This is a genomic window from Streptomyces sp. NPDC090445 (assembly GCF_044769385.1).
Classification (GTDB): Bacteria; Actinomycetota; Actinomycetes; order Streptomycetales; family Streptomycetaceae; genus Streptomyces.
Window position 1 is genome coordinate 721,837 of sequence record NZ_JBIVXV010000001.1, and the last position, 25,747, is coordinate 747,583.

Annotated in this window: 24 protein-coding genes and 1 tRNA gene; 18 read left to right on the forward strand and 7 right to left on the reverse strand. The window is 73.7% G+C overall.

Annotation, left to right across the window (positions count from 1 at the left end; translation table 11 throughout):
* Nucleotides 1-25: 25 nt before the first annotated feature.
* The 3 genes from ACIQUT_RS03250 to ACIQUT_RS03260 all read left to right on the forward strand — a co-directional run bounded on the left by ACIQUT_RS03250 (nt 26) and on the right by ACIQUT_RS03260 (nt 2,922).
* Nucleotides 26-1,243 carry a cytochrome P450 gene (locus tag ACIQUT_RS03250; RefSeq protein ID WP_403558620.1) on the forward strand — a complete coding sequence of 406 codons (1,218 nt, stop codon included), beginning with the start codon at nt 26-28 and terminating at the stop codon, nt 1,241-1,243.
* The gene (locus tag ACIQUT_RS03255) at nt 1,240-1,776 is read left to right on the forward strand and encodes a cupin domain-containing protein (protein ID WP_403558622.1); all 537 of its coding nucleotides are present in this window, start codon (nt 1,240-1,242) and stop codon (nt 1,774-1,776) included. The genes ACIQUT_RS03250 and ACIQUT_RS03255 overlap by 4 nt, the downstream gene beginning before the upstream one ends.
* Nucleotides 1,777-1,860: 84 nt before the next feature.
* Nucleotides 1,861-2,922: a hypothetical protein gene (locus ACIQUT_RS03260; RefSeq protein WP_403558624.1), complete on the forward strand. Its 1,062-nt coding sequence runs from the start codon at nt 1,861-1,863 to the stop codon at nt 2,920-2,922.
* On the opposite strand, the gene ACIQUT_RS03265 is transcribed toward ACIQUT_RS03260, so the two are convergent.
* The 3 genes from ACIQUT_RS03265 to ACIQUT_RS03275 all read right to left on the reverse strand — a co-directional run bounded on the left by ACIQUT_RS03265 (nt 2,911) and on the right by ACIQUT_RS03275 (nt 6,606).
* Complete coding sequence (locus tag ACIQUT_RS03265) at nt 2,911-4,461, reverse strand: DHA2 family efflux MFS transporter permease subunit (RefSeq protein WP_403558626.1); 1,551 nt, start codon at nt 4,459-4,461, stop codon at nt 2,911-2,913. The genes ACIQUT_RS03260 and ACIQUT_RS03265 overlap by 12 nt on opposite strands.
* A 326-nt stretch (nt 4,462-4,787) precedes the next feature.
* A complete protein-coding gene (locus ACIQUT_RS03270) occupies nt 4,788-5,891 on the reverse strand; it encodes an NUDIX domain-containing protein (protein WP_403558628.1) in 1,104 nt (367 codons plus the stop codon).
* 91 nt (nt 5,892-5,982) lie between these two features.
* Nucleotides 5,983-6,606 carry a LysE/ArgO family amino acid transporter gene (locus tag ACIQUT_RS03275; protein WP_403558630.1) on the reverse strand — a complete coding sequence of 208 codons (624 nt, stop codon included), beginning with the start codon at nt 6,604-6,606 and terminating at the stop codon, nt 5,983-5,985.
* A gap of 69 nt (nt 6,607-6,675) precedes the next feature.
* Between ACIQUT_RS03275 and ACIQUT_RS03280 the strand changes: the two genes are divergently transcribed.
* The 6 genes from ACIQUT_RS03280 to ACIQUT_RS03305 all read left to right on the forward strand — a co-directional run bounded on the left by ACIQUT_RS03280 (nt 6,676) and on the right by ACIQUT_RS03305 (nt 13,518).
* On the forward strand, nt 6,676-7,665 hold the full coding sequence (locus ACIQUT_RS03280) for a LysR family transcriptional regulator ArgP (RefSeq protein WP_403558632.1): 990 nt from the start codon (nt 6,676-6,678) through the stop codon (nt 7,663-7,665).
* A gap of 9 nt (nt 7,666-7,674) precedes the next feature.
* Nucleotides 7,675-8,067 (forward strand): molybdopterin-binding protein, encoded by a 393-nt coding sequence (locus tag ACIQUT_RS03285; RefSeq protein ID WP_403558634.1) that lies wholly within the window; start codon nt 7,675-7,677, stop codon nt 8,065-8,067.
* A 96-nt stretch (nt 8,068-8,163) separates the two neighbouring features.
* Complete coding sequence (gene corA / locus ACIQUT_RS03290; protein ID WP_403558636.1) at nt 8,164-9,246, forward strand: magnesium/cobalt transporter CorA; 1,083 nt, start codon at nt 8,164-8,166, stop codon at nt 9,244-9,246.
* A 388-nt stretch (nt 9,247-9,634) separates the two neighbouring features.
* Nucleotides 9,635-9,988: a DUF805 domain-containing protein gene (locus ACIQUT_RS03295; protein WP_403558638.1), complete on the forward strand. Its 354-nt coding sequence runs from the start codon at nt 9,635-9,637 to the stop codon at nt 9,986-9,988.
* 258 nt (nt 9,989-10,246) lie between these two features.
* Nucleotides 10,247-12,472 (forward strand): NADP-dependent isocitrate dehydrogenase, encoded by a 2,226-nt coding sequence (locus tag ACIQUT_RS03300; protein WP_403558640.1) that lies wholly within the window; start codon nt 10,247-10,249, stop codon nt 12,470-12,472.
* A gap of 224 nt (nt 12,473-12,696) precedes the next feature.
* Nucleotides 12,697-13,518 (forward strand): hypothetical protein, encoded by an 822-nt coding sequence (locus ACIQUT_RS03305; RefSeq protein ID WP_403558643.1) that lies wholly within the window; start codon nt 12,697-12,699, stop codon nt 13,516-13,518.
* Between the two features lie 39 nt (nt 13,519-13,557).
* Here ACIQUT_RS03305 and ACIQUT_RS03310 read toward each other — a convergent pair whose 3' ends face one another.
* Nucleotides 13,558-14,049, reverse strand: a complete 492-nt coding sequence (locus tag ACIQUT_RS03310; RefSeq protein ID WP_403558645.1) for a hypothetical protein — start codon at nt 14,047-14,049, stop codon at nt 13,558-13,560.
* A 229-nt stretch (nt 14,050-14,278) separates the two neighbouring features.
* Between ACIQUT_RS03310 and ACIQUT_RS03315 the strand changes: the two genes are divergently transcribed.
* Together ACIQUT_RS03315 and ACIQUT_RS03320 are read left to right on the forward strand one after the other, a co-directional pair.
* A complete protein-coding gene (locus ACIQUT_RS03315; RefSeq protein WP_403558646.1) occupies nt 14,279-16,012 on the forward strand; it encodes a glycoside hydrolase family 71 protein in 1,734 nt (577 codons plus the stop codon).
* A gap of 229 nt (nt 16,013-16,241) precedes the next feature.
* Nucleotides 16,242-17,432: an aminotransferase class V-fold PLP-dependent enzyme gene (locus ACIQUT_RS03320; RefSeq protein WP_403558648.1), complete on the forward strand. Its 1,191-nt coding sequence runs from the start codon at nt 16,242-16,244 to the stop codon at nt 17,430-17,432.
* Nucleotides 17,433-17,438: 6 nt separating this feature from the next.
* Here the strand turns inward: ACIQUT_RS03320 and cobF are convergent, their stop codons facing one another.
* Complete coding sequence (cobF, locus tag ACIQUT_RS03325; protein ID WP_403558650.1) at nt 17,439-18,191, reverse strand: precorrin-6A synthase (deacetylating); 753 nt, start codon at nt 18,189-18,191, stop codon at nt 17,439-17,441.
* A gap of 18 nt (nt 18,192-18,209) precedes the next feature.
* Between cobF and ACIQUT_RS03330 the strand changes: the two genes are divergently transcribed.
* Genes ACIQUT_RS03330 through ACIQUT_RS03345 form a run of 4 tightly spaced genes read left to right on the forward strand, consistent with a single transcriptional unit; the run spans nt 18,210 to nt 21,569 of the window.
* A complete protein-coding gene (locus ACIQUT_RS03330) occupies nt 18,210-18,965 on the forward strand; it encodes a (Fe-S)-binding protein (RefSeq protein WP_403558652.1) in 756 nt (251 codons plus the stop codon).
* On the forward strand, nt 18,962-20,446 hold the full coding sequence (locus ACIQUT_RS03335; RefSeq protein ID WP_403558654.1) for a lactate utilization protein B: 1,485 nt from the start codon (nt 18,962-18,964) through the stop codon (nt 20,444-20,446). The genes ACIQUT_RS03330 and ACIQUT_RS03335 overlap by 4 nt, the downstream gene beginning before the upstream one ends.
* Nucleotides 20,443-21,153 (forward strand): lactate utilization protein C, encoded by a 711-nt coding sequence (locus ACIQUT_RS03340; RefSeq protein ID WP_403558656.1) that lies wholly within the window; start codon nt 20,443-20,445, stop codon nt 21,151-21,153. Before ACIQUT_RS03335 ends, ACIQUT_RS03340 begins: the two co-directional genes overlap by 4 nt.
* Before the next feature lie 5 nt (nt 21,154-21,158).
* Entirely contained in the window at nt 21,159-21,569 is a 411-nt protein-coding gene (locus ACIQUT_RS03345; RefSeq protein ID WP_403558658.1) for a VOC family protein, read from the forward strand.
* On the opposite strand, the gene ACIQUT_RS03350 is transcribed toward ACIQUT_RS03345, so the two are convergent.
* A complete protein-coding gene (locus ACIQUT_RS03350; RefSeq protein ID WP_403558660.1) occupies nt 21,566-22,054 on the reverse strand; it encodes a DUF309 domain-containing protein in 489 nt (162 codons plus the stop codon). The genes ACIQUT_RS03345 and ACIQUT_RS03350 overlap by 4 nt on opposite strands.
* Before the next feature lie 117 nt (nt 22,055-22,171).
* Between ACIQUT_RS03350 and ACIQUT_RS03355 the strand changes: the two genes are divergently transcribed.
* From ACIQUT_RS03355 to ACIQUT_RS03365, 3 genes are all read left to right on the forward strand, one after another.
* Nucleotides 22,172-22,245, forward strand: a tRNA-Pro gene (locus ACIQUT_RS03355).
* Nucleotides 22,246-22,437: 192 nt separating this feature from the next.
* Nucleotides 22,438-23,148 (forward strand): hypothetical protein, encoded by a 711-nt coding sequence (locus ACIQUT_RS03360; RefSeq protein WP_403558662.1) that lies wholly within the window; start codon nt 22,438-22,440, stop codon nt 23,146-23,148.
* A 144-nt stretch (nt 23,149-23,292) separates the two neighbouring features.
* A complete protein-coding gene (locus tag ACIQUT_RS03365) occupies nt 23,293-24,636 on the forward strand; it encodes a phosphatase PAP2 family protein (protein ID WP_403558664.1) in 1,344 nt (447 codons plus the stop codon).
* 64 nt (nt 24,637-24,700) lie between these two features.
* On the opposite strand, the gene ACIQUT_RS03370 is transcribed toward ACIQUT_RS03365, so the two are convergent.
* Entirely contained in the window at nt 24,701-25,726 is a 1,026-nt protein-coding gene (locus tag ACIQUT_RS03370) for a phytase (RefSeq protein WP_403558666.1), read from the reverse strand.
* Between the last annotated feature and the right edge of the window lie 21 nt (nt 25,727-25,747).

The following is a 25,747-nucleotide window of genomic DNA, read 5'->3' on the forward strand; positions in this document are numbered from 1 at the left end:
ACCGGGTGAGGGAGGAATCCGAAGCATGCTGAAGGACGGCCCCGCAACCGCACGGCCACCCATCACGCACTGGCCCACCCCGGCCCTGGACGGGGTCGACTTCGACCCCGTCCTCGCCGGCCTGATGGAGGCGGGACCGGTCACCCGGATCCGCCTCCCCAACGGGTCCGGCTGGGCCTGGCTCGTCTGCCGGTACGACGACGTGCGGACGGTGGCCAACGACCCCCGGTTCAGCCGCAAGCTCGTCGCCGAACACGACGTCACCCGGCTGGCCCCCCACTTCATCCCCGCACCGGGCGCGGTCGGCTTCGAGGACCCGCCCGACCACACCCGGCTGCGCCGCACCGTCGCGGCCGCGTTCACCACCACCGGGGTCGAGCGGCTCCGCCGCCGCGCCCGGGAGATGCTCGACGGCATCGTCGGGCAGATCCTGGCCGACGGCCCGCCCGCCGACCTCACCGAGCGCCTCCTCGCGCCCTTCCCGCTCGCCGTCGTGTGCGAGCTGATGGGCGTACCCGAGGAGGACCGGCCCATGGTCCACGAATGGACCTCGCTCATCCTCTCCTCCGCCCAGGGCGCGAAGCGCAGCGAACGCGCGAAGGACGAGGCGCTGGCCTACCTGGCCGCACGCCTGCGCTCCGGGGACGTGCCGCACGACGACAGCGTCATCGGACTCCTCGACCAGGCGGTCCGGGACGGCGAGGTCACCCTGGAGGAGGCCACCGGCCTGGGCCTCCTCATCCAGATCGGCGGCGAGGCCGTCACCAACAACGTCGGCAACATGGTCTACATCCTGCTGACCCGGCCGGACCTGATGCAGAGGCTGCGCGACGAACCCGCCCTGCGGCCGGCGGGCCTGAACGAGCTGCTGCGCTACATCCCGCACCGCAACGCGGTGGGGCTCTCCCGGATCGCCCTGGAGGACGTCACCGTCGCCGGCCACCTCATCAAGGCCGGCGAGGCCGTCTACGTCTCCTACCTGGCCGCCAACCGCGACCCGGACGTCTTCCCCGACCCCGACGAGCTGCACCTGGAGCGCAGCCCCAACCCGCACGTCTCCTTCGGGTACGGCCCCCACTTCTGCCCCGGCGCGATGCTCGCCCGCCTGGAGTCCGAGCTGCTCGTCGACGCGCTGCTCGACCGCTTCCCGGACATCCGCTTCACCGTCCCCCCGGACGAACTGCGCTGGCGGCCGGGGGCGCTGATCCGCGGCCCCGAGGGCCTGCCGGTGACCTGGTCATGACCGCGCACGTGGTCCGTGACGGCCTGCTGGTCCCGCCAGGCCACGGGCGCACCCTGAACACCGACGCCCAGCAGGTCACCTTCAAGGTCACCGGCGAGCACTCCACGGTGGCCTCCAGTTTCGAGGTCGTCGTCCCGCCCGGATTCGACGTCGGGGCCCACCGGCACGTGCGCAGCGAAGAACTGTTCTACGTCCTGGAGGGTGAACTCGACGTCATGGCGTTCGAGCCGCGCGTGCGCAGCGGCGACGACTGGCGACACTGGGAGTCGCTCGACGGGCGCCAGGTGGTACGGGCCACCCCCGGAACGGTCATCGTGGTCCCGCCAGGCTGCCCGCACGCCTTCGCCAACCCCACCGGCCAGCCGGCCCGCATGTTCTTCCAGGCCTCACCGCCGCCCGACCACGAGCGGTACTTCGAGGAGCTCCTCGCCCTGCTCGACGCGAGCACCTCCCCGGATCCCGCCGCGGTCAGCGAACTGCGGGCCCGCTACGACATCGAACAGCTCACGCCGCTGCGCCACGAGCTGTCCTGACCGACCACCAACGCACCACGCACCACATCTCATGCGTCACGTACGCGCCACTCACCACCACCCACCCCACGCTCGGGAGAATTGATGCTGCGCACTCGCCGCAAACTTCGCACCGCCACGTACGCCCTGGCCGGCACGGTCGTCGCCGCTGCCGCCCTGGCGGCGGGCCCGGCCGCCCAGGCCGCCGACTCCCTGCCGTCCTACTGGTGCTACATCAACGGTGTCGAGGCCCGGTCCGGCATGACGGTGGTGAGAGGCACGTCCGGCGCCGACACGATCCTGTGCGAGAACGACGTCGAGAACGTCATCATCGACGGCATGGGAGGCAACGACAACATCCGGGTCAAGGGCATGGTCGTCGACTCCCAGGTGCTCGGCGGCGAGGGCGACGACACCGTCCAGGTCAACAACCTCTACCCGCGGGGCGGCAACTCGTCCGTCCGCGGCGGCGCGGGCGACGACACCATCATCACCGCGCTGGTCGTGGGCACCGCCGCGCACGGCGCCACCGTCTACGGCGACCACGGCGCCGACAAGATCACCACGGGCAGCGTGCTGGGCGAGCCGGGCGAGTACCAGCGCGGCGGCGGCCAGGTGTTCGGCAACGACGGCAGCGACACCATCCGCACGGGCAACGTCGACCTCGGCGGCCGCATCCTCGGCGGCAGCGAGCACGACATCATCGAGCCGAAGTCGGTGGGCGCGGAGTCCGCGGGCATCGTCCAGGGCGGCCCGGGCAACGACACCGTCCGCGGCCAGGCCGACACCGTCCTGGTCATCGGCCCCGGCTACGGCCAGGTCGACGGCGGCCTCGGGACCAACGCCTGCAAGATGAAGCACTTCTCGACCGGCGAGCGGGTCCGCAGCTCGATCGCGAACTGCACGGTGGCCCCGGCGCCGACGACCCCGACGGCCCCCTCGGCGGCCGCCCCCGCGAACCCGGCCGCCCCCGCGAACCCGGCCAACTCCGCGACTCCGGCCAACCCGGCGAAGCCGGCGGTCTCCGAGGGCTCCGGTGCGGCTCCCGAGGGTTCCGCCGCGGCTCCCGGGGGTTCCTCCCCCTCGGCGCCGTCCGCCTCCTCCTCGTCCCCCAAGGAGCCGGCGGCGCCCGAGCGTCCGGCGCGCCCCTCGGGCTCAGGGGCCTGACGGACGGCGGCCGCCCGGAGCGCCGTGTGCGCGCTCCATGGACAGGCCGCCCGGCAGCAGGAACAGGGTCAGCACGGCCCCGGCGGTGAAGATCGCCGCCGAGGCCGTGAACACCGTGTGGTAACTCTCCAGGGCAGCCCGCGCCATCAGTTCCGGCGCGGGCTGCCCGTCTGCCAGGACGCGGGCGAAGGTGCCGGCGGCCAGGGTGCTCATGAGCGCCGTCCCGACCGATCCACCGACCTGCCGCATGGCGTTGACCGTCGCGGAGCCCACCCCGGCGTCCCGCGGGTCGATGCCCGCCGTGCCGAGGTTCATGGCCGCGGCCGTGATCAGCCCCATGCCCAGACCGGTCGCCACCTGGCCGGGCAGTACCTCGACGGCGTACGGGCCCGAGGCCGACAGGTTCGACATCCAGGCCATCCCGCACGCCGAGAGCAGCATGCCCGTGACGATGCGCGGCCGGCCGCCCACCTTGCCGAGCAGCCCCAGGTTGCTGCCGATCGCGCTGAGCATGGTGCAGCCGGACATCGGCATGAACGCCAGGCCGGTCCTGGCCGGGCTGTAGCCGCGGGTGTGCTGGAGGTAGTACGTCAGGAACAGGAACACCCCGAACATGCCCACGCCCGTGATGAACACGGACATCAGGGCCGTCGCCCGGACCCGGTCGAGGACGATCCGCAGCGGCAGCAGCGGGTGCGTGCTGCGCCGCTGCCACCAGAAGAACGCGGCCAGCAGCACCGCACCGGTGGTCAGGAGGCCCAGGGGCTCCAACGACCGCCAGCCGTGCGGGCCCGCCGTGGCCAGCCCGTAGACCAGGCAGAACAGCCCCGACGAGGCCAGGACCGTGCCCGGCAGGTCCAGCCGGGGCGGGGCGGCAGGCGCCGTCCGGCGCAGCAGCAGCGCGCCACCGGTGACGGCGACGGCCGCGAACAGGACGTTCACGTACAGGGTCGAGCGCCAGCTCAGGTGCTCGGTGAGCACCCCGCCGAGCAGCAGGCCCACCGCGCCCCCGGAGGCGGCCAGCGCCCCGAACACGCCGAAGGCCCTGCCGCGTTCGGCGGGCGCCGAGAAGGTCGTGGTGAGCAGCGAGAGCGCGGCCGGGGCCAGCAGGGCCGCGAACACGCCCTGCAGGGTGCGGGCCGTGACGAGGACGCCGAACGTGGCCGCCGCGCCGCCGAGGGCCGAGGCGGCGGCGAAGCCGAGCTGGCCGGTGAGGAAGGCCCGGCGGCGTCCGACCAGGTCGGCCAGGCGCCCGCCGAGCAGCAGGAGGCTGCCGAAGGCGATCGCGTACGAGGTGACCACCCACTGCCGCTGGTGGTCGGTGAATCCCAGGTCGGCCTGGATGGAGGGGAGGGCGATGTTCACGATGGTCGCGTCGAGGACGACCATCAGTTGGGCCAGGCCGATGACGGCCAGGACCCACCAGCGGCGCGGGTCGGGCGGGGCGGCGGGGCCGGCGGCCGGGGCGGTGCCGGTGGCGGGGCCGCCTCCGGGGCCGGTGCCGGGTCCGGGGGCTGAGCCGGTCGGTTCTGCGGACATGGTGGACTCCATGGGTTCCGCTCGTTCTCGCAGGCGAGAGCGTGTGGGCGTGGGGGGACTGTCTGCTTCGACGATGCGTGAGACGGGCCCGCCGTCCGCGCGTCGCCACGCCACGGGGCCGCCCGGATGGACCAGCGGGGCACCCGCTCCCACCACCGGCCGAGCCACTGCCGCGGCCCGCACCCGCCCCCTTGCGCCCGCACCTTCGGCCCCGTCTCCTTGCGCCCGTCCCTTCGGCCCGTCTCCTTGCGCCGGGCCCTTCGCCCCGGGGCCCTTCACCCCCGGCCTTTGTGCCCGGCCGCCTTTGCGCCCGCCGGGAGCGGCCCCTACCGCTTCCGGCCGCCCGCCCCGCCCGCCCCAGCCGTCCCGGCCTCCCCGGCGGCCGCCGGGCGGCCGGCGTGCAGTTCCAGCGGGCCCGTGCCCTCCGCGCGCGCCCGCAGGCAGGCCTCGATCTGTCGGCGCAGGTTCGGCTTGACCAGGCCGCGCAGCTCCCCGGGCGCCGCCGTCCGCCAGTGCAGCAGCTCGCCGGGGGCCAGCCGGATCCGGGCCAGCGTGCCGGCGTCCAGGACCCCGCCGTCGTAGAGGAAGCGGATCCGGGCCGGGAAGCCCGGCTTGTGGGCCCAGTTGACGCCGAGCAGCCGGCCCGGCTCCAGTTCGAGGCCGAGCTCCTCGTGCGCCTCCCGCCGGGCGGCAGCGCGCGGGGTCTCGCCGAGGTCGCTGTCGATCCCGCCGCCGGGCAGGTTCCAGCGGCCCGGCCTGCCGTACGCGGGCTCCACCAGCAGGACGCCGCCCGCCTCGTCGGTGCACAGCATGCTCGCCGCGGTCAGGGCCTTGGGGCGGGCGGCGCGGTGGCTCGCCGCGTCGAACAGGCCCGCGTGCTCCAGCGCCGTACGCCGCTCCGGGTCCAGGCCGGCCGGCGAGCCCGGCTGGGGCACGCCGTCGACGAGGTGGGCGATCGAACCGGCGCGCAGGGCGGCCAGCCCGGCGCGCAGCCGGGGCGCGATCCGGGCGGGCAGCACCGCGTACGCCTCCTCCGGCGCGAGCCAGTGGGCCTCGGCGACCTCCCCGTCCGGGAACGAGAGCGCGGCGGCCTGCGCGGGGGCGAGCGGCCCCACGAGGTGGACGTGCACGACGAGGGAGCGCCCGAGGGATCCCGGGGTCCGCGAGTCCACCGCGAGCAGCCGGCCGACCGGCACGCTCAGGTCCAGCTCCTCCTTCAGCTCGCGTGCCAGCCCCTCCTCCGGGGTCTCGGTGCCCTCGACGGTGCCGCCCGGCAGCTCCCGGCCCGCCTTGTACGAGGGGGTCAGGACCAGGACCCGCCCGGTGTCGTCCAGGACGAGGCCGGTGGCGGCGACCAGCGGGGCCGGCCGGTCCGCGTAGTACGCGCGCACCTGCTCGGGGGAGGGGCGGTCGGACGGGGTGTCGGGCACGGGGGCTCCTGTGGTCGTGCGGAGGCGGAGGTGTGCGTACCCCGCGCCGGGCCGGGTCACGCCCGGCCCGGCGCCCCGGCGCCTTCGGCGGTCAGGCGCGGGCCAGCAGCATTCCGCCCATGGTGACCATGGTCGCCGCGACGAAGCCGTCCAGCACCCGCCAGGCCTTGGGGCGCGAGAGCAGGCCGCTGAGCAGGCGGGCACCGTAGCCCAGGGTGGTGAACCAGATCAGGCTGGCCAGCCCGGCTCCGATGCCGAAGGCCCAGCGCAGGTCGCCGCGGTCGGCGGCGAGGGAGCCGAGCAGCAGCACGGTGTCCAGGTAGACGTGCGGGTTGAGCCAGGTCATGGCCAGGCAGGTCAGGACGGCCCGGCGGCGGGAGGCGGCGGTGGCCCCCTCGGTGTCCAGGGCGGCGCCGGGGACGGGCCGCAGCACCCGGCGGGCGGCGAGGACTCCGTAGCAGACCAGGAAGGTGCCGCCGGCGAGGCCGACGACGGTCAGTGCGGCGGGCCAGGCGGTGACGAAGGCGCCGACCCCGGCGACGCCGAGGGTGATCAGGGCGGCGTCGGAGAGCGCGCAGATGGCGACCACGGCGAGAACGGCGTGGCGGCGCGCCCCCTGCCGCAGGACGAAGGCGTTCTGGGCGCCGATGGCGACGATGAGGGAGAGTCCGGTGCCGAAGCCGGCGAGAGCCGCCGCGATGATGCCGTGTGTCATGCGTTCGACCATATGAACGGCGTGGGGTGCAGTACAGCTAAAGATTTTTACGTACCCTTAGCGTTCGTGATGGACGAGCTTCCCCTGGACCAGGTGCGCACCCTCCTCGCCGTCGTGGACGAGGGCACGTTCGACGCGGCCGCGGCCGCCCTGCACGTCACCCCGTCGGCGGTCAGCCAGCGGGTCAAGGCCCTCGAACAGCGGACCGGGCGGGTCCTGCTGATGCGCACCAAGCCGGTCCGGGCGACCGAGTCCGGGCAGGTCGTGGTCCGGTTCGCCCGGCAGCTGGCCCGCCTGGAGCGCGACGCCCGAGCCGAGCTCGGGATGGCGCAGGACGAGGGCGGGCCGGTGCGGCTGCCCATCGCCGTCAACGCGGACTCCCTCGCCACCTGGTTCCTGCCCGCCCTGACCCGCGTCCCGCAGGACCCTCCGGTCCTCTTCGAGCTGCACCGGGAGGACGAGTCGCACACCACCGCCCTGCTGCGGGAGGGCCAGGTCATGGCGGCCGTCACCTCCTCCCCCGATCCGGTGGCGGGCTGCAGCGTACGGCGGCTGGGCCTGGCGCGGTACCTGCCGGTGGCGAGCCCCGCGTTCGTCGCCCGCCACCTCGCGGGGGCGGAGCCGGAGCCGCAGTCGCAACCGGAGCCGGAGCCGCAGTCGCAGTCGGAGCCGGCGCTGGCGCAGGCGCTGCGCCGGGCGCCGGTGATCGTCTTCGACCGGCGGGACGTGCTCCAGGACGTGTTCCTGCGCGCGCTGACGGGCGACGAGGACGCCGGGGCCGGTCCGCTGCGGCACCACGTGCCCACATCGGAGGGGTTCCGCGACGCGGTCGCCGCCGGACTGGGCTGGGGGCTGGTGCCGCAGCCGCAGGCGGAGCCGCTGCTCCGGTCGGGCGGGCTGGTCCTGCTGGTGCCGGGGCGCCCACTGGACGTGCCGCTGTACTGGCAGCAGTGGAAGCTCGACTCGCCGGCCCTGTCGCTCGTGGCGGACGTGGTCGCGGCCACCGCGGCCGAGGAGCTCCGGCCCGGGGCGGCACCCCAGGCCCCGCCCGGACCGTAGGCTGCGGCCATGGACTCCTACACGATCGGCCAGGCAGCCCGGCTGCTCGGCGTGAGCGTCGACACGGCCCGGCGCTGGGCGGACGCCGAGCGGTTCCCCACCCGGCGCGAGGGCGCCCGGCGCATGGTGGACGGGCCCGACCTCGCCGCGTTCTGCGTCCGGGTCGCGCAGGAGGCGGCCGAGGCCGAGGAGACCCCGAACACCTCGGTCCGCAACTCCTTCCCGGGCATCGTCACCGCGGTGAAGCTCGGCATCGTGGACGCCCAGGTGGAGATCCAGGCCGGGCCGCACCGGGTGGTGTCGCTGCTGACCCGCGAGGCGGTGGAGGAGTTGGGCCTGGAGGTGGGGGCGCGGGCCGTGGCCCGGGTGAAGGCGACGAGCGTGTTCGTCGACCGCGCCTGACCCGGCGCGGGCGGACGCGCGGACGCGCGGGCGGGGGCCGGCTGCCGCGGTGGCAGACTGGCCGGTGATCCGCCGAAGGGAAGTACACCGTTGTCCATGTTCAGCAATCTGCGCCGGGCGGTGCGCCGCGGCTACCGGCGGGCCGTCGACCTGAGCCACCCGGCCCGTTCCCCGCTCGGCAGCGCGGTGGTCAACTGCATCGTCTACCGGGACGGGGTGCGCCAGGACGGCTGCGCCGAGGTCGAGGAGGCACTGCGGCGGGTCCGCAGGACGGGCGAGGGCTTCGTGTGGATCGGCCTGCACGAGCCGACGCAGGAGGAGCTCGCCGGGCTGGCCAAGCTGTTCGGCCTGCACCCGCTCGCCGTCGAGGACGCCGTGCACGCCCACCAGCGCCCCAAGGTCGAGCGGTACGACGACATACTGTTCGCCGTCTTCAAGACCGTGCGCTACGTGGAGCACGAGGAACTCACCGCGACCAGCGAGGTGGTGGAGACCGGCGAGCTGATGGCCTTCACCGGGGACGACTTCGTCATCACCATCCGGCACGGCGGCCGCGGCACGCTCGGCCCGGTCCGCGAGAGCCTGGAAGCGTATCCGGAGCAACTGGCCAAGGGTCCGGCGTCCGTTCTGCACGCCATCGCCGACCACGTCGTCGACGACTACGTGGCCGTCACGGACGCCGTGCAGCACGACATCGACGCCGTCGAGACCGCCGTGTTCAGCGACACCGGAGCCCGGGGCGACGCGGGCCGCATCTACCAGCTCAAGCGCGAACTGCTGGAGCTGCGCCGGGCGGTGGCCCCGCTGGCCCGCCCCCTGGAGCAGCTGGCCACGCAGCCGATACAGGCCATCCCGGTGGAGGCCCGCGCGTACTTCCGCGACGTCGCCGACCACCTGACCCGCGCGACCGACCAGATCAACGGGTACGACGCCCTGCTCGACTCCATCCTGCAGGCGCATCTCGCCCAGGTGACGGTGGCCCAGAACGAGGACATGCGGAAGATCACGGCGTGGGCGGCCATCGTCGCCGTGCCGACGATGGTCTGCGGGGTCTACGGCATGAATTTCGACCACATGCCCGAACTGCACTGGACGTACGGGTATCCGGCGGTGCTCGGTGTGATGGCCCTGGCGTGCTTCCTCATCCACCGCGGGTTCCGCCGCAACGGCTGGCTCTGACGGACACCGGCGGCTCTCGGTACGGCCCCGGCGGAGCAGGCCACGGTGAGATCGCGGCGGCGTAACGATGTGGGCAACGGGGGGATGCGGTCCGCGGGTTGCCCGGGCCGACAGCGGCCGCGGGTCGCGGCACCCGGCGAAGGGGGCAAACCGGCACGCGTGCCCCACCGAGCACTTTCCGCCACCCCATTTCGTCACGCCGCGTGACCGGATGTCGTCAGCGTGTTCCAAGTGGCCCCAGGGGGCGGCGGAATTGACCGCCTGTGGAGCCGGAATCTGTCATTCCGCCCGCGCTGAAAGTGGCTTGACCTCGACGTAAGGGGGGCATAAGTTCTGCCCCGGCTTGCTCCAGCAGGACGGGCCGTCGATCCGTCCTCTGGGGGGACCCATGCACCACTACACCGACGTTCTGAAGAAGTACGCCACCTTCTCCGGCCGCGCCCGCCGGCAGGAGTTCTGGATGTTCTTCCTGCTCAACATGGGCGTCGCGATCGTCGTCGGGATCATCGACGCCGTCATAGGCGCGAACATGTTCCTCTACGGCCTCTACGTCCTGGCGATCATCGTCCCCACGCTGGCCCTGTCCGTGCGCCGCCTGCACGACCTCGGCAAGTCCGGCTGGTGGTACTTCATCTGCCTGGTGCCCCTCGTCGGCTCGATCTGGCTCCTCGTCCTGTTCGCGACCGAGGGCCAGTCGGAGCCGAACCAGTACGGCCCGAACCCGAAGGCCCTCCAGGCCTGACCCGGCCGCACGCCGGCCGGCAGGCCGGTACGTCCGAACGCCTGAGCGCCGCCCCCGGCTGGAGACAGCCGCGGGCGGCGCTCTCGCCGTCTCCGGAGCCGGCGAAGCCGCCGGTCAGGAGGCCGCACCGGGCACAGGGGTGACAAGCGTCTCGCGACGCATCGGGCAGGGGGCTGTCCAGACCGGCCCGATCACGAGATATCTTGATGTCGAGCAATCTTGCAGACGTGAGACGCAGACTGTGGAGCGGAGCATCCGGTGACTGACTCGACCATCATCTACACGCACACTGACGAGGCCCCGGCCCTCGCGACGTATTCCTTCCTGCCTGTGATCCAGGCCTACGCGTCGACGGCCGGTGTGAATGTCGAGACCCGTGACATCTCCCTGGCCGGTCGCATCATCGCCTCCTTCCCCGAGCACCTGGAGGAGGGCCAGCGCATCGCCGACGCCCTCGCCGAGCTCGGCCGGCTGGCGAAGACGCCGGAAGCCAACATCATCAAGCTGCCCAACGTCTCGGCCTCCATCCCGCAGCTGAAGGCCGCGGTCGCCGAGCTCCAGGGCCAGGGCTACGCGCTCCCGGACTACCCGGACGACCCGAAGAGCGACGAAGAGCGCGAGATCCGCTCCCGCTACGACAAGATCAAGGGCTCCGCCGTGAACCCGGTCCTGCGCGAGGGCAACTCCGACCGCCGCGCCCCCGGCTCGGTCAAGAACTACGCCAAGACCCACCCGCACCGCATGGGCGCCTGGACCGCCGAGTCCAAGACCAACGTCGCCACCATGGGCGAGAACGACTTCCGCTCCACCGAGAAGTCCGCCACCGTCGCCGAGAACGGCACCCTCCGCATCGAGCACGTCGCCGCCGACGGCGCCGTCACCGTCCTGCGTGAGTCCGTCCCGGTCCTGGCCGGCGAGGTCGTCGACGCCTCCGTGATGCGCGTCGCCGCCCTGCGCACCTTCCTGTCGGAGCAGGTCGCCCGCGCCAAGGCCGAGGGCGTGCTCTTCTCCGTGCACCTCAAGGCCACGATGATGAAGGTCTCCGACCCGATCGTCTTCGGCCACGTCGTGCGTGCCTTCTTCCCGCAGACCTTCGCCAAGTACGGCGAGGTCCTGGCCGCCGCCGGCCTGTCCCCGAACGACGGCCTCGGCGCCATCCTGAACGGCCTGGACTCCGTCCCGAACGGCCTGGGCGCCGAGATCAAGGCCTCCTTCGACGCCGAGATCGCCGAGGGCCCGGCCCTGGCCATGGTCGACTCGGACAAGGGCATCACCAACCTGCACGTCCCGTCCGACGTCATCGTCGACGCCTCGATGCCGGCCATGATCCGCACCTCCGGCCACATGTGGGGCCCGGACGGCCAGGAGGCCGACACCCTCGCCGTCCTCCCGGACAGCAGCTACTCCGGCGTCTACCAGGCCGTCGTCGAGGACTGCAAGGCGCACGGCGCCTTCGACCCGTCGACCATGGGCTCCGTCCCGAACGTCGGCCTCATGGCGCAGAAGGCCGAGGAGTACGGCTCCCACGACAAGACCTTCGAGATCGCCGCGGCCGGCGCCGTCCGCCTCGTCGACGCCGCCGGCAACGTCGTCCTGGAGCAGGAGGTGTCCGAGGGCGACATCTTCCGCGCCTGCCAGACCAAGGACGCGCCGATCCAGGACTGGGTCAAGCTGGCCGTCACCCGCGCCCGCGCCACCGGCGCCCCGGCCGTCTTCTGGCTGGACTCCGGCCGCGCCCACGACGCGCAGCTGATCGAGAAGGTCAACGCGTACCTGCCGCAGCACGACACCGAGGGCCTGGAGATCAAGGTCCTGTCCCCGGTCGAGGCCACCGCGTTCTCCCTGGAGCGCATCCGCCGCGGCGAGGACACCATCTCGGTGACCGGCAACGTCCTGCGCGACTACCTGACCGACCTGTTCCCGATCCTGGAGCTGGGCACCAGCGCCAAGATGCTGTCGGTCGTCCCGCTGATGGCGGGCGGCGGCCTGTTCGAGACGGGCGCCGGCGGCTCCGCCCCGAAGCACGTCCAGCAGCTGGTCAAGGAGAACTACCTGCGCTGGGACTCGCTCGGCGAGTTCTTCGCGCTGGCCGCCTCCTTCGAGCACCTGGCCACCACCACCGGCAATGCCCGCGCCCAGGTCCTGGCCGACACCCTCGACCGCGCCACCGGCACCTTCCTCAACGAGGACAAGTCGCCGACCCGTCGCGTCGGCGGCATCGACAACCGCGGCAGCCACTTCTACCTGGCCATGTACTGGGCGCAGGAGCTGGCCAAGCAGACCGACGACGCCGAGCTGGCGGCCGCCTTCGGCCCGCTGGCCAAGACGCTGGCCGAGGCCGAGCAGACCATCGTCGGCGAGCTCATCGCCGTCCAGGGCTCCCCGGCCGAGATCGGCGGCTACTACCAGCCCGACCCGGCGAAGGCCGCCGCCGTCATGCGTCCGTCGGCGACCTTCAACCAGGCGCTCGCGACCCTGGCCTGAAGCCCGCGGGCCTCGCTCTGAGGCTCCGCAGGCCATGCGCAGGTGATCCACGGGTCCGCCCCGGCCGGCAGCAGCCGGCCGGGGCGGACCCGTATCCGTGGGCGCGGAAACCCTTTCCGGCCCCGGCCGGGGTGCTTCCGCTGAGCCGCCGCTGGCCAACAGTGGCCCCTGGCGCGGGTGTTGCGCGTGCATTAGCGTGCGGCCCGGGAGCTGGGGGAGGCCTGGTGGCACGTCGCGACAACAGTTCCCGCGCGGGAACGGGCTGCGCGGGCTACCTGCTGCTCACCGTCGTGGGGCTGGTCGGCTGCCTGCTGGCCCTTCCCGTCCTGCTGCCGGACCTGCTGGCCGAGCAGGCCCCGCCGCTGAAAGTGGAGGGCGCCGGCCAGTGGGCCGTGGTCCACGGGATCCCGGTCGCCGCGGCGTGCGTGCTCACCGCCGTGGCGGGGCGGGGCGGGCGGTTCCTGTGGCGGCTGTTCCTGCTGCGCGCCGCCGTCCTGCTGGCCGCCGTCGCCGGGGTCGTGCTGTACGCCGAGGCGCGGGTGGCCGGGCAGCCGTGGAGCGTGCGGGCCCCGGTCGAGGGCCTCGCGGCCGGGCTGGCGGCCCTCGCCGTCCACCTCGCCGTACGCCGCTGGGACAAGCGGCGCGGGGCGCGCCCGTTCCCGGGCGAGGTGTGGCTGGCCATGGTGCCGCTGCGGGAGGACCCCGAGCGGCAGCTGCGGCACTACTGCGTGGTGCTGGAGACCGGCTCCGGCGGGGCGCAGGTCGCGCAGATCACCAGCAAGGACAAGGACGGGCGCCGCGACCACATCCGGATCCCGAACACGGGCTGGGACGAGGTGTCCGGCCGCCCGCACTGGGTGGAGATAGGCCGGGAGCCGCGCGTGGTGCCGTACCGCAGGTTCCTCAAGTCCCGCCCCCAGGGCCGCTGCCCGGACGTGGTGTGGGCGCAGCTCCGGGCCCGGCGGCCGGTGCCGCCCGTACCGGCGCGGCAGGCCGGTGCGGCCGCCCGGCTGCTGCGGCGGGTGCTCGCCAGGAACCGCGGCTGACCGGGCCCCGTACGTCCGGGCCGGGGCCGCGTACCTCCGTCAGAGGCGGTGGACGCGCTCCCCGGCGAGGCCGAGCGGCCCCCGCCCGGCGGCCAGGATCCGCACCCCGGGCGCCGCGGCGAGCAGCTCCCCGAGCCAGGACAGCGCCTGCGGGGTGAGGAACTCGCCGCCGTCCAGGACGAGCAGCATGTCCCGTTCCGCGAGCCACGACAGCGTGCCCGCCGCCCCGCACGGCAGGAACGCCATCCCCGGAACGCAGCCCAGCGCCGCCGTGAGCTCGCGGATCCCGAAGCCGCCGCGGTCGATGCGGACGACGGCGGCGCCGTCGCAGAAGTTGGACGCGAGCCGCTCGGCGATCTCCCGCACCAGCAGGCTCCGCGGCTCCCGGAACCGCCCGGTGACCGTCAGCACCCGGCCGCGCCGGACGGCGGTCAGCAGCCTGGACAGTTCGTCGGACGTCGCCGGGAGCGTCCCGGCCCGGCCGCCTGATCCCCTCATCGGCACGATGCCCCCCATTGCATGCGTGTCCATGCGCGGCCAAGGGTGGAATCGGGCCGCGTGTCGATGATTATCCGCCAGTTCTGACGCAGTGCCAGGGGAATGCCGCAATCCGGAGAAACGGTCCGCCTGTCGACGGCCGACGTAACCCTGCTGGGCCGAGGGCTGTACGCGCCGGGAGGAACGGTTGTCCGGAAGCCGGTAATCGGCTCTACTGCTCTTCAGTCCGGACGTCCGGGCATATTTCAGGGAGGGCACCACGATGAGAGCGGACCGGAGAACGGGCCGCCGCGCACAGCGGCAGGCCGGAACCCGATCCGAGCGGCCGCGCGCCTCGCACCGGCGCCGACGGGGCTTCCGCGGCCGGACCCCGGTGACCCTGCTGCTGTCCGGTTTCCTGCTCCTCGGCGTGTGCACGGCCGGCATGGCCCTGGACCCCTTCACCGCCGGAGCCGGGCAGGACTCCGCCGGGCACCGCACCGGTGCACCCCGGTCTGCCGCACCCGGCGACTCCGGCTCCGGCTCCGGCGGCCGGGCGGCTCCCACCCCCGGTACGGACCAGGGCGGCGCCGGGACCGGCAAGGCCCCGGCCCCGGCCCCGGACGCCGGCGACACCGGCGACCACCGGCCCGCGGGCGCCCTCCCGTTCGACATGCCCGAGCCGGCCGCCCTGCGCGCCGCGGCGGGCGCGGGCAGGAAGCTGGTGTTCGCGCACTACTTCACCCCGTACCCGCTGTCCCTCGACAACGTGCGCGCCGACAAGGACTACTACACCCGCAACTACCTGAACCCCGACGGCGAGAAGGGCAAACACGAGCAGTACGGCGGCCTGCTGCGCGACCGGCCCCTGCCCGTCAAGCCCAAGAGCGGCAACTGGGAGCTCGCCAACCTCCGCCAAGAGGTGCTCACCGCCCGCACCGCCGGCCTCGACGGCTTCACCCTCGACCTGCTCTCCCTCAACGGGCAGAACTGGGACCGGGCCAACCTCCTGATGGAGGCGGCCCGTTCGGTCGACCCCGGCTTCAAGATCATGCTGATGCCGGACATGACCTCGCTGAAGACCGACGACCCGGCCGTCCTCGCCGACGCCGTCGCCGCCCTCGGCGCGTCCCCCGCCGCCCACCGCCTCGGCGACGGCCGGCTCGTCGTCTCCCCCTTCAAGGCGGAGGCGAAGGACCCGGCCTGGTGGAGCCGCTTCACCGGCCTGCTGACGTCCCGGCACGGCATCCGCACCGCGCTCGTCCCGACCTTCCTCGACTTCGACGCCCACCGCGAGCGGTTCGCGCCGATCAGCCACGGCTTCTCCGAATGGGGCTCGCGCAGCTACGTCGGCCAGGAGGGCGCCGCCCGCGACGTGCGGCGGGCGCACGACCTGGGCAAGGTGTGGATGCAGCCCGTCTCCGTCCAGGACGTCCGCCCCAACCAGGGAGTCTTCGACGAGGCCGGCAACACCGCCACCCTGCGCACCACCTGGAACCGCGCCATCGAGGACGGAGCCGACTGGGTGCAGCTGACCACCTGGAACGACTACTCCGAGGGCACCCAGTTCGCGCCCTCCGTGCACAACGGCCACGCCTACCTCGACCTGACCTCGTACTACCTGACCCGGTTCAAGACGGGCAGCTGGCCGAGGATCGTCCGCGACACCCTGTACGTCACGGCCCGCACCCAGTTCGCGGCCGCCGACCCCACCGGCGACCAGTCCCTGGTGATGTCCCTGCGCAGGGGCAGCGCCGCGGCCCGCGACGCGGTGGAGGTGCTCAGCTTCCTGAAGGCCCCGGCGACCGTCCGCACCCGGACGGGACCGGCCACGGGAACGTACGAGGCCCCGGCCGGACTCCACTCCAAGCTGCTGCCGCTGCGGACCGGCACGAATGCGGCGGAGGTCGTCCGCGGCGGGAAGACGGGCGCCAGGGCGGAGCTGCCGCGCCCCGTGCAGCGCACGGTCGAGGTCCAGGACCTCCAATACCACGCCGTCACCAGCGGCCGCAGCTGAGGCCGTCGGGCCCGCGGGCCTGAGCTGCGGGCCCCCTCGGCCCCCGGCCCACGGCTGCGGGCCCACGGCAGCAGGACCGCGGGGCCCCCGGCCGGCTCCGGTGGCTCGCCGCCGCGCGATGGCCGTCCGCCGCGAGGTGGGCCACCCTGGCGGGATTGGCCCTTCCGGGCCGCCCCGCCGCCGCCGATGATCCGGAGGACGACCGCACCGTCCACTCCGCGGAGGATCCGTGACCCAGCCGACCAGCGACGCACCGACCGGCGATCCGACAGGCCGCCCGACCGGAACCCCGGCCCCGGCCGTGTTCCCCGGCGGGCCCGGGCTGTTCCGCCTGGACCCGGCCATCGCCCACCTCAACCACGGTTCGTTCGGCGCCGTTCCCGTCCCGGTCCAGGAGGCCCAGGCCGCACTGCGCGAGGAGGCGCACGCCGACCCCGACGCCTTCTTCATCGGCGCCCCCGACCGGATCGCCGCCGCCCGCACCCGGATCGCCGCCCACCTGGCGGCCGACCCCGACGGCATCGCGTTCGTCTCCAACGCCACCGAGGGCGCCAACCTCGCCCTCGCCGCCGTACCGCTGGCCGACGGCGACGAGATCCTGGTCACCGACCACGGCTACGGCACCGTCACCGCGGCCGCCGCCCGCCGGGCCCCCGTCACCACCGTGGCCCTGGACCCGTCCCTGCCCGACGAGGACGCCGTACGCGAGACCGTGCTCGGGGCCCTGACGCCCCGTACGAAGGTCGCCGTCCTCGACCACATCAGCTCGCCCACCGCCCGGGTCCTGGCCACGCCCCGGCTGCTCGCCGACCTCGCCGAGCGCGGGATCACCACCGTCGTCGACGGCGCCCACGCCCCCGGCATGCTCGCCGACCCGCTCGCCGTCGGCGCCGACTTCTGGTTCGGCAACCTGCACAAATGGGGGTACGCCCCCTCCGGCAGCGCCGTCCTCGCCGTGGCCCCCGCCCACCGCGGCCGGGTCCGCGCGCTGGTCCCCTCCTGGGAGGACCCGCACGGATTCCCCCGCTCCGTGGAGAACCGGGCCACCGCCGACTACACCGGCTGGCTCGCCGCCCCCGAGGGCCTCGACCTGCTGCAGCGGCTCGACGCCGCCAAGGCCCGGGCCCACAACGCCGCCCTCGCCGCCTACGGCGCCGCCCTGCTCGCCGAACTCCCCGGGATCACCCCGCTCCCGTACACCGAGGGCCTGGCGATGCGCTCCCTGCGGCTGCCGCCCGGGTCGGCCGGGACCCCGGACGAGGCCCGTGCCCTGCGCGAGCGGATCGCGGCCGAGCAGGGCATCCGGGTGCTGATCTGGCCGTGGCCGGGCGGCGGCGGCATCCGCGTCTGCGGGCAGCTGTACAACCGCCCCGAGGAATACGAACGCCTCGCCGCCGTCCTGCCCGCCCTCTTGAAGTGACCTGTCTCAGCCGCGCCTGAGCAGGTACGTGTCCATGATCCAGCCCTTGCGGGCGCGGGCCTCGGTCCGGAGCTCCTCGATCCGGCCCGCGACCTCCGCCAGCTTGCCCTGCACCAGGATCTCGTCCGGGGTGCCGACGTAGGCGCCCCAGTAGATGTACAGGTCCTGGTCCAGGTGGGCCGTGAAGGCGTGCCGCGCGTCCAGCATCACCACCACGTCGTCCGCGTCCGCGGGCCAGCCCTCGGCCAGCCGCCGGCCGGTGGTGATCTGGACCGGCCGCCCCACCCGGTTCAGGGTGGTGCGGTGCCGGGCCAGCAGCGAGGAGATGCTGCTGACACCGGGCACGACCTCGTGCTCGAAGGCCACCCGGCCCCGCTCCAGCACCTCGTCGAGGATCGCGAGAGTGGAGTCGTACAGCGAGGGGTCGCCCCACACCAGGAACGCGCCGGTCTCACCGTCCGCGAGGTCCTCGGCGATGAACCGCTCGAAAATCTCCGCCCGCGCGCTGCGCCAGCCGTCGACCGTCGGCGCGTACGAGGCCGGGGTCCGGTCCCGGTCCGGGTCGCGGCCCTCCACGAGCCGGTGGCCGGGGCGGGCGTGCGCGGTGAGCATCTCACGCCGCAGCCCGGTCAGGTCCGCCTTCTCCTCGCCCTTCTCCAGGATGAGGAACGCGTCCGCCGCGCCGATCGCCTTGACCGCCTGCAGGGTCAGGTGGTCCGGGTCGCCCGCGCCTATGCCGATCACTGAGAACTTCTTCACGCGGCTATTCTGCCCCCCATGCGTGCCGCCCTGTTCGTCACCTGCGTCAACGACGCGCTGTACCCGCGCACCGGGACCGCCGTCGTACGGCTGCTGGAGCGGCTCGGCGTCGAGGTGGACTTCCCCGCGGCCCAGAGCTGCTGCGGGCAGCCCCAGTACAACACCGGCTACCGGCGCGAGTCCGAACCCCTGCTGCGGCGCACCGCCGAGGCCTTCGCCGGCCACCGCTACGTCGTCACCCCCTCCGGCTCCTGCGCCGCCATGATCCGCACCCACTACCCGCGCATCGGCCGCCTCGCGGAACGGGAGGGCCGCGGCCCCGGGGCGGCCCGGCTCGCCGCCGACCTCGCCCCGCGCGTGTACGAACTCACCGAGTTCCTCGTCGACGTCCTCGGCGTGACCGACGTCGGCGCGTACTTCCCGCACACCGTCACCTACCACCCCTCCTGCCACGGCCTGCGCGGTCTCGGACTGGGCGACCGGCCGCGCCGGCTGCTCGCCGCCGTCAAGGGCCTGGACCTCGTCGAGCTGCCCGGCGCCGAGGAGTGCTGCGGCTTCGGCGGCACCTTCGCCGTGAAGAACCCCGACGTGTCGGCGGCCATGGGCGCCGACAAGACCGCCGCCGCGGCGGCCACGGGCGCGGAGGTGCTCTGCGGCGGCGACAACTCCTGCCTGGCCCACCTCGACGGCGTCCTGCGCCGCCGCGGCACCCCGCTGCGCACCCTGCACCTCGCCGAGATCCTCGCCTCGACGGAGGAGGACCCCCTCGTATGACGGGCACGTTCATCGGCATGCCGGCCTTCCCCGCCGCCGCACGCGAGGCCGTCCGGGACGAGGTCCTGCGCGCCAACCTGCGGCACGCCACCCACACCATCCGCGACAAACGGGCCCGCGCCGTCGCCGAACTCGCCGACTGGGACCGGCTCCGCGCGGCAGGCAAGGCGATCAAGGACCACACGCTGCGCCACCTCGACCACTACCTGCTGCAGCTGGAGGAGGCCGTCACGGCCGCGGGCGGCACCGTCCACTGGGCCGCCGACGCGGCCGAGGCCAACCGGATCGTCACCGCACTGGTCCTCGCCACCGGCGAGCGGGAGGTGGTCAAGGTGAAATCGATGGCCACCCAGGAGATCGGCCTCAACGAGGCCCTGGAGGCCGCCGGGATCGCCGCCTACGAGACCGACCTCGCCGAACTCATCGTGCAGCTCGGCCGCGACCGCCCCTCCCACATCCTCGTCCCCGCCATCCACCTCAACCGCGCCGAGATCCGGGAGGTCTTCGCCCGGGAGATGGGCCGCTGGGGGCGCCCCGCCCCCGACGGGCTCGGCGACGACCCGCGCGAACTCGCCGAGGCCGCCCGCCGCCACCTCCGCGAGAAGTTCCTGCGCGCCAAGGTCGCCGTCTCCGGCGCCAACTTCATGGTCGCCGAGACCGGCACCCTGGTCGTCCTCGAATCCGAGGGCAACGGCCGGATGTGCCTGACCCTCCCCGACACCCTGATCTCGGTGGTGGGCATCGAGAAGGTCGTGCCGACCTTCCGCGACCTGGAGGTCTTCCTCCAGACCCTGCCGCGCTCCTCCACCGCCGAGCGCATGAACCCGTACACCACCATGTGGACCGGCACCACCGACGGCGACGGCCCCTCCGCCTTCCACCTCGTCCTCCTCGACAACGGCCGCACCGACGCCCTCGCCGACGAGACCGGCCGCCGGGCACTGCGCTGCATCCGCTGCTCCGCCTGCCTGAACGTCTGCCCCGTCTACGAACGCGCCGGCGGCCACGCCTACGGCTCCGTCTACCCCGGCCCGATCGGCGCCGTCCTCAGCCCCCAACTGCGGGGCACCGGCAGCGCGATCGACGCCTCGCTGCCCTACGCGTCCACCCTGTGCGGGGCCTGCCACGAGGTGTGCCCGGTCGCCATCGACATCCCGGAGATCCTCGTCCACCTGCGCGAACGGATCGTCCAGGGCGGCCCGGTGACCCGCGAGGGCATCCGCGTTCGGATCCGGCCCGCCCACGGCCACACCGCCGAGCGGGCCGCCCTGCGCGCGGCCCGGCTCCTCCTGGACCGCCCGGGCGCGCTGCGCGCCGGGGAACGCCTGCTGGCCCGGGCCCGGCGCATCCGGCCGCGCCGGCTGCCGGGGCCGGGCCGGGCCTGGACCGACAGCCGCGAGCTGCCGCAGCCGCCGGCCGAGCCGTTCCGCGACTGGTGGACCCGCGAACGGGGCGGCCGCGACCGAGGGGGACGGGCATGACCGACAGGGACGTCATCCTGGGCCGGATCCGCCGTGCAGTGGCGGACCCCGGCCTACCCCGCCCGGACCGGACCCGCGCGTCCGAGGACCGGGCCCGCGCGTCCGAGGACCGGGCCCGCGCCGACCGGGACCGCATCCCGCGGGACTACCTGCGCGTCCACGCCGACGACCGCAGCCGCGCCGAGAGCGCCGACCTGCTGGCCGCCCACCTCGCCGAGTACCGGGCCCGGGTCCACCGCGCGGACGAAGCCGCCCTTCCCGCCCTCCTCGCGGAACTCCTGGCCGACCGGGGCGCGCGGACGGTCCTCGTCCCGCCCGGCCTGCCCCCGCACTGGCTCGGCGCCGCCCGGCAGCAGCGCGTACCCGACCTCGCCGGGGCCACCCCGCACGAACTGGACGCCGTCGACAGCGTGGTCACCGGCTGCGCCCTCGCCATCGCGGAGACCGGGACGATCGTCCTGGACGGCGGCCCCGACCAGGGCCGCCGGCGCATCACCCTCGTCCCCGACCACCACGTCTGCGTGGTCCGCGTCCCCGGGCAGCTGGTGGACTCCGTCCCCGAGGCGCTGGAGCGCCTCGACCCGGCCCGCCCGCTGACCTGGATCTCCGGCCCCTCCGCCACCAGCGACATCGAACTCGACCGGGTGGAGGGCGTGCACGGCCCCCGGACCCTGGACGTCGTCCTGCTCACCGCCTCCGCACAATAGGACGCATGCCCGCACACATCGCCCTCACCGCCCTCCTGGTCCGCGACTACGACGAGGCCGTCGACTTCTACACCCGCGCGCTCGGCTTCACGCTCGTCGAGGACACCCCGCGCCCCGACGGCTCCCGCTGGGTCGTGGTCCGCCCCCGGGGCGCCACCGAATCCGCGCTGCTGCTGGCCCGGGCCAAGGACGAGGCCCAGCGGGCCCGGGTCGGCGACCAGACCGGCGGCCGCGTCGGCTTCTTCCTCCACACCGACGACTTCGCCCGCGACCACGCCCGCATGACCGGGGAGGGCGTCCGCTTCCTGGAGGAGCCGCGCCACGAGGCGTACGGCTCGGTCGCCGTCTTCGAGGACCTGTACGGCAACCGCTGGGACCTCCTCCAGCCGGCCCTGGCCCCGGCCCCGGAGTCCTAGGCCCGCGGCGCGGCGGGGGCGAGCCGCGGGGCCTGGGCCGCGGCGTCGACCGGCTCGCCGGCCTCGACCCGCCGCGCCAGCTCCCGCGCCCACACCACCAGCCCCGGCACATCGATCCCGTACGCCTCCGGCACCGGGGCGGGATCCAGGGCGTCGGCCCCGCGCCGCAGCAGCCGCGCCCCGCCCACGGCGTTCCCGCGGGCGGCATGGGTCAGGCCGACCGCCAGCTGCGCGAGCCCGCGCCACAGCGGCGCCTCCGGCGCGGGCCCGGACTTCCAGGCGTCCTCGAACACCTCGTGCGCGTGGAACGGCATCCCCGCGTCCAGCAGCCGCTGCGCCTCCCCGACCGTCTCGGCCGGCGTCCGCACCACCCCCTCGGGCTGGCGCGGCACGCCGGGCTCCCCGTAGGGCAGCGGCCGCCCCAGCCCGTCCCGCGGCCGCGCATTCCGCGCCCGCCCGCCGGTGTCCCGGTCCCGTCCGTCCATGCGGCCATCCTGCCCCGCGGCGGATACCCGTGCATACACACCCCTCAACGTGGGGTAATGTTCTGCATGTGCCGCCGGGACGGCAAAACCCCAAGTGGGAAGCCCTCCGGAGCGGAACGGGACGTGGCGCAGCTTGGTAGCGCACTTGACTGGGGGTCAAGGGGTCGCAGGTTCAAATCCTGTCGTCCCGACTGGGAGCTCGCTCCGCAGTCGCAGCTGAGGGCCTTGTTTCACACACGTGAGACAAGGCCCTTGATCGTTTCCGGAAGCGCGTGGCACATTCCGCGCGTCGTACAGCCATACCTTCCGCACCCAACCTGGGCCGTCACTCCGGTGATGCAGTTCTGCGTGCCGGAGAGTGACCATGGCGGGACGCTGAGGCCATGGGCTTCACTGGTAACCCCTCGGCAGGCGAGCCCGAGGATGCGGCGGAAGAGCCGGCGCCCGACGCGCCCGGCTCGAAAAGACGTTACGAGCAGGCGCAAGCGTGGATCGGGACATTGGTCGGCGTCGTAGCCCTCGGGCTGTCGGTCTACAACTTGCTGGCCCTTCAGCGAGAGCCCACGGTCGACGTTGCCCTGCCGCACATCACCCGTATCGCCCAGGGCAAGGACACCTGGCTGTACTTCCAGCCGACACTGTCCACCCGGGTCAAGACCGAGCGGGTCGAGGTGATCACCCAGATCGAGCTTGAGCTGAGACCGGTAACGGGCGGGGCCAAGCAGCCTGCCTTCTTCTGGGATGAGACGGGTTCCTTCTCCTATGACGCTGCCGCTCATGACCTCACGTACCAGCGGGTGGCAGACCCGAGTCCCCTCCTGGTCAGTCAAAGCGCGCCGCAGCAGCCCCTGCTGCTGTTCAATGCTGTCGGATGGGGCTTCGCCGAGGGCCGCTACGAAGGCAGCCTGGTGCTTCATCGCGCGAGCGGACTGGCGCCGCTGAGGAAGCACCTCTGTCTGATGGTCTCGAAGGACGCCGTGTCGATCATGCGAAAGGCTGCCCAGTACCAGTTCCACGACTTCCGCGACGACGTTCCGGGCACTCAAGCGCAGCTGGGCTTGCCCAACAGCTGCTACGTACTATCCCCGGTATAGCCGTCCGCCAGGACGTGTGGACCCACTGAGCAAGCGCCGCTGCCCTGGGTGTCGCCCCAACCGCTCCGCTAGCATGTTCGAGCCAACACTGACCAAGTTGAATCATGAACATCGGCTGAAGAATTGATATCTGGGGTTTCGCGCGTGCGCGCGCGCATCGACGGGGGAGTCGAGTCGGCTGTGTGGCGTCGTCCACGGGTGGTGTTGTGGGCCGCGGCGGGCGTGGTGGCCCTCGGATTCCTCGTCGCCCTGGAGGTCGCCGCGCGCGGTTACGGCGTGCCGGGCCCGATCACGGCCCAGGCGCGCGAGGTGATCTTCGCTCCCGCGTCGGGGACGGTGCTGTACGCCAGCATGACCTTGATGCTGGTGGTGCTCACCTGGCGGCAGCGGTTCATCGCGGTCGGCGCCGCCATCGGCATCGACCTGGTCTTCTGGCTCGTGCGGTGGCTGGTCGGCGCCGAGATGATGTACGGCAACGGCGCGTTGTGGGTGACGCTGGCCTGTGCCGTCGTCGCCGTGGCGCGCCGCACCGGCCGGGAGCGCGTCCTGCTGCTGCAGGGCGTCGGACTGGCCCTGCTGCTGGTGGCCGGCCGCAAGACCGGCTACACGTGGCTGCTGATCACGTCGAAGACCCGCCCGATGGTGCTCGACCCGTACGTGGCGGCCGCGGACCACGCGCTGGGCAACCCGTCATGGGTGGCGGGGAAGATCGTCGAGGCCACCGGCTCGGTCGGCGCGCACGTCCTCGACTGGGTCTACGTGCAGCTCGCGGTGGCCGCGGTGATCGTCGCGCTGTACCAGCTGCGCAACGTGGCGGCCGAGCGCCGCTTCCCGGGCCACCACCTGGTCCGCACCTTCCTGGTCATCGGCCTGCTCGGACCGGGCATCTACATGATCTTCCCGGTGGTCGGGCCGATCTTCGCCTACGGCGCCGACGGGGACCAGTGGGCGCTGGCCGACCTGTGGCCGAACACGCCGCCGGCGGTCGGCACCCCGGGCCCGATACCGTTCGACGAGGTCACCCCGCGCAACTGCATGCCCAGCCTGCACACGGCGTGGGCCACCGCGATCTTCCTGCATTCCCGCAAGGGCCCGTTGGCCCTGCGCTTCCTGGGCGTCTTCTGGCTGATCACCACCCTCGGCGCGACCCTGGGCTTCGGCTACCACTACGGCGCGGACATCGTCGCCGGAGTCGTGTTCACGCTCACGATCGACGCGGCGATGCGCTCGCTCGACCGCGGCTGGGACCGGCAGGGAATCCGGCTGGTCTGCCACGGCACCGCGGTCTTCGTCGCGCTCCTCGCCTCGTACCGCTTCCTGTCGGTGGAGATGGCCGGACACCCGTGGGTGTTCGGGCCGCTGATCCTGCTGGCGATGGCCTCCGTGGCCTACGGCTACGCACGGGCCGACCGGCGGTGGGACCGGCAGGACGCCGCGCCGGTGCAGCTGCCGGAACAGCGGCGCGAAGCGCAGCCCGAACTGGTCTGACCGGCGGCGCCGGGGGCGCAGGCGCCGACGCGGGCGCCGACGCGGGCGTCGGCGCCCCGGGCGGTCAGCCGAAGTGCGCCGTGATGCGCTGGAGCGGGACGAACTTGAAGTTCTGGTTGCCGCTCGTGCCGGGCGATCCGTTGGCGCCGTCCTGGCAGACGAAGACGCCCTGCGGGAAGGCCGGGCCGAGGCCTGCGGCGGTGGCGTCGATGCCGTCGGTGTCCTCGCAGTCGTCGGCGGCGGTGCCGTTCGCTACGGAGAACCGGCCCAGGTAGGCGTGGGTGGTGCGGTCGTGGACGGTGAAGTCGCTGCTGCCCTGGGAGGACACGTAGATCCGGTTCCCGGCGGCGGTGATGCCCTCGGTGTCGGCGGTGATGTGGCCGCCCGACCCGGTGGAGTCGAGCCTGGTGCGGGCGGTTCCGGCGGTCGGCTCGGCGCCGTGGATCCAGACGCCGACGTCCTCCTCGCTGAGGTACAGCTTGCCGGTGGTGTCGTCGGCGTAGCAGCCCTCGACGGCCGAGCCCGCGTCCCACAGGCGGACCGGGGTCGCGGTCACGGAGTTCCCGCTGACCGCCAGCTCCCACTGCTCGACGCGGCCCGAGGTGGAGTTGGGGAACGCGTACAGCTTGCCCGAGGCCTTGGAGGTGTACAGGCAGATGCCGTGCGCGGTGACCTCGGTCGGGACGTCCTTGAGGTGGGTCAGCTTCCGGGTGCCGGGGTCGATCCGGTAGACGTGCATGGCGCCGCTGCCGCCGGCGGCCTCGTCGTCCGCCGAGACGGCGATGTCGCCGCGCAGGTCGACGTTGTTGCCGTGGTCGCCGCTGATGCGCTGGATGCGCGCGCCGGTCAGGTCGTAGACCTCCAGCGCGCCCTTCTTGTCCGTGCCGATGACCACGGACCTGGCCGGGTCGGTCGGGTGGACCCAGATCGCCGGGTCGTCCGCGGCGTCCCCGCTGTGCGAGACGGGGGCGGTCTCCACGGTCGCGGTGACGGAGGCGCCGGCCGCGTGGGCGGGCGCGGAGGGTATGAGCAGGGCGGCCAGGACGGCGGCGGGGAGAGCCGCGCGGCGGGCGGAGGCGGTGGAGGACACCGGGCTTCCTTCCGGTCGGGG

Coding starts and splice junctions, on each gene's coding strand:
- ACIQUT_RS03250 (WP_403558620.1), top strand. CDS start 26: ATGCTGAAGGACGGCCCCGCAACCGCACGGCCACCCATCACGCACTGG.
- ACIQUT_RS03255 (WP_403558622.1), top strand. CDS start 1,240: ATGACCGCGCACGTGGTCCGTGACGGCCTGCTGGTCCCGCCAGGCCAC.
- ACIQUT_RS03260 (WP_403558624.1), top strand. CDS start 1,861: ATGCTGCGCACTCGCCGCAAACTTCGCACCGCCACGTACGCCCTGGCC.
- ACIQUT_RS03265 (WP_403558626.1), bottom strand. CDS start 4,461: ATGTCCGCAGAACCGACCGGCTCAGCCCCCGGACCCGGCACCGGCCCC.
- ACIQUT_RS03275 (WP_403558630.1), bottom strand. CDS start 6,606: ATGACACACGGCATCATCGCGGCGGCTCTCGCCGGCTTCGGCACCGGA.
- ACIQUT_RS03280 (WP_403558632.1), top strand. CDS start 6,676: ATGGACGAGCTTCCCCTGGACCAGGTGCGCACCCTCCTCGCCGTCGTG.
- ACIQUT_RS03285 (WP_403558634.1), top strand. CDS start 7,675: ATGGACTCCTACACGATCGGCCAGGCAGCCCGGCTGCTCGGCGTGAGC.
- corA (WP_403558636.1), top strand. CDS start 8,164: ATGTTCAGCAATCTGCGCCGGGCGGTGCGCCGCGGCTACCGGCGGGCC.
- ACIQUT_RS03295 (WP_403558638.1), top strand. CDS start 9,635: ATGCACCACTACACCGACGTTCTGAAGAAGTACGCCACCTTCTCCGGC.
- ACIQUT_RS03310 (WP_403558645.1), bottom strand. CDS start 14,049: ATGGACACGCATGCAATGGGGGGCATCGTGCCGATGAGGGGATCAGGC.
- ACIQUT_RS03315 (WP_403558646.1), top strand. CDS start 14,279: ATGAGAGCGGACCGGAGAACGGGCCGCCGCGCACAGCGGCAGGCCGGA.
- ACIQUT_RS03330 (WP_403558652.1), top strand. CDS start 18,210: ATGCGTGCCGCCCTGTTCGTCACCTGCGTCAACGACGCGCTGTACCCG.
- ACIQUT_RS03335 (WP_403558654.1), top strand. CDS start 18,962: ATGACGGGCACGTTCATCGGCATGCCGGCCTTCCCCGCCGCCGCACGC.
- ACIQUT_RS03340 (WP_403558656.1), top strand. CDS start 20,443: ATGACCGACAGGGACGTCATCCTGGGCCGGATCCGCCGTGCAGTGGCG.
- ACIQUT_RS03345 (WP_403558658.1), top strand. CDS start 21,159: ATGCCCGCACACATCGCCCTCACCGCCCTCCTGGTCCGCGACTACGAC.
- ACIQUT_RS03350 (WP_403558660.1), bottom strand. CDS start 22,054: ATGGACGGACGGGACCGGGACACCGGCGGGCGGGCGCGGAATGCGCGG.
- ACIQUT_RS03360 (WP_403558662.1), top strand. CDS start 22,438: ATGGGCTTCACTGGTAACCCCTCGGCAGGCGAGCCCGAGGATGCGGCG.